At 73.8% G+C, this 1,053-nt stretch carries 1 protein-coding gene; it reads left to right on the plus strand.

What is annotated here, in order from left to right; genetic code table 11:
- Positions 1-1,053 (plus strand): apolipoprotein N-acyltransferase (gene lnt / locus PROKR_RS16280; protein WP_084800486.1); only part of this gene is annotated, 1,053 nt, incomplete at both ends.

Consider the following 1,053-nt stretch of genomic DNA (forward strand, 5'->3'; position numbering starts at 1 on the left):
GCCGACGTCGGCCGCGCCGTCGGCGCCCTCGCGCTGGGCGCCGTCGTCGTCCTGGTGCCGCTCGTGCTGCCGGTACCCACGTCCGCGAGCGCCGGCCCTGTCCGGACGCCGGAGGGGAACGAGGTGTACGACGCCGGGAGCGACCTGGCCGAGGACGGGCAGCTGTGGGCGGGCGCGGTGCAGGGGAACGTGGGGGAGCCGGGCCTGGGGGCGTTCGCGAACCGGGCGGAGGTGCTGAACAACCATCTGGAGGGCACGTACGTGCTGGCGGAGGACTACGCCGGTGAGCTCGACGTGGTGCTGTGGCCGGAGAACGGTAGCGACCTGGACCCGCAGACGGCGCCGGACGTCGCGGACGGGCTCGACGCGGCGTCCGCGGCGGTGGGGGCGCCGATCCTGGTGGGGGCGCAGGAGTTCCCGGAGACGGGCGGCCGGTACAACGTGTCGTTGCTGTGGCAGGCGGGGCAGGGCGTGATCGGCCGGTACGCGAAGCAGCACCCGGCGCCGTTCGGTGAGTACATCCCGCTGCGGTCGGTGCTGCGGGTCTTCTCGGACCAGGTGGACCGGGTGACCACGGACATGATCGCTGGGGTGAACCCGCCGGTCGTCGACGTGCCGAGCCGTCTGGGGCAGGGTGCGTACCGGCTGGGGACCGTGATCTGCTTCGAGGTGGCGTACGACGAGATCGTGCGGGACGCCGTCGAGCAGGGTGCTCAGGTGCTGGTGATCCCGACGAACAACGCGTCGTTCGGCTGGACGGCGGAGTCGACGCAGCAGCTGGCGATGTCGCGGCTGCAGGCGGTCACGACCGGGCGGGCGGCGGTGCAGATCTCGACGGTGGGGGTCTCGGCGGTGATCACGCCGGACGGGAGCGTGGTGCGCACGACCGACCTGTTCACGGCCGACGAGTTCGTGGCGAACCTGCCGTTGCGGTCCTCGGTCACGCCCGCGGTGGCGGCGGGGTACTGGCCGGGCTGGGTGGCCGGTGGTCTCGCGGTCCTGCTGGTGGTGGCCGGCGTCGTCGGCCGGGTCGGGGCGCGGCGTGGGGCGCGC

This window comes from Promicromonospora kroppenstedtii DSM 19349 (assembly GCF_000515355.1).
GTDB lineage: Bacteria > Actinomycetota > Actinomycetes > Actinomycetales > Cellulomonadaceae > Promicromonospora > Promicromonospora kroppenstedtii.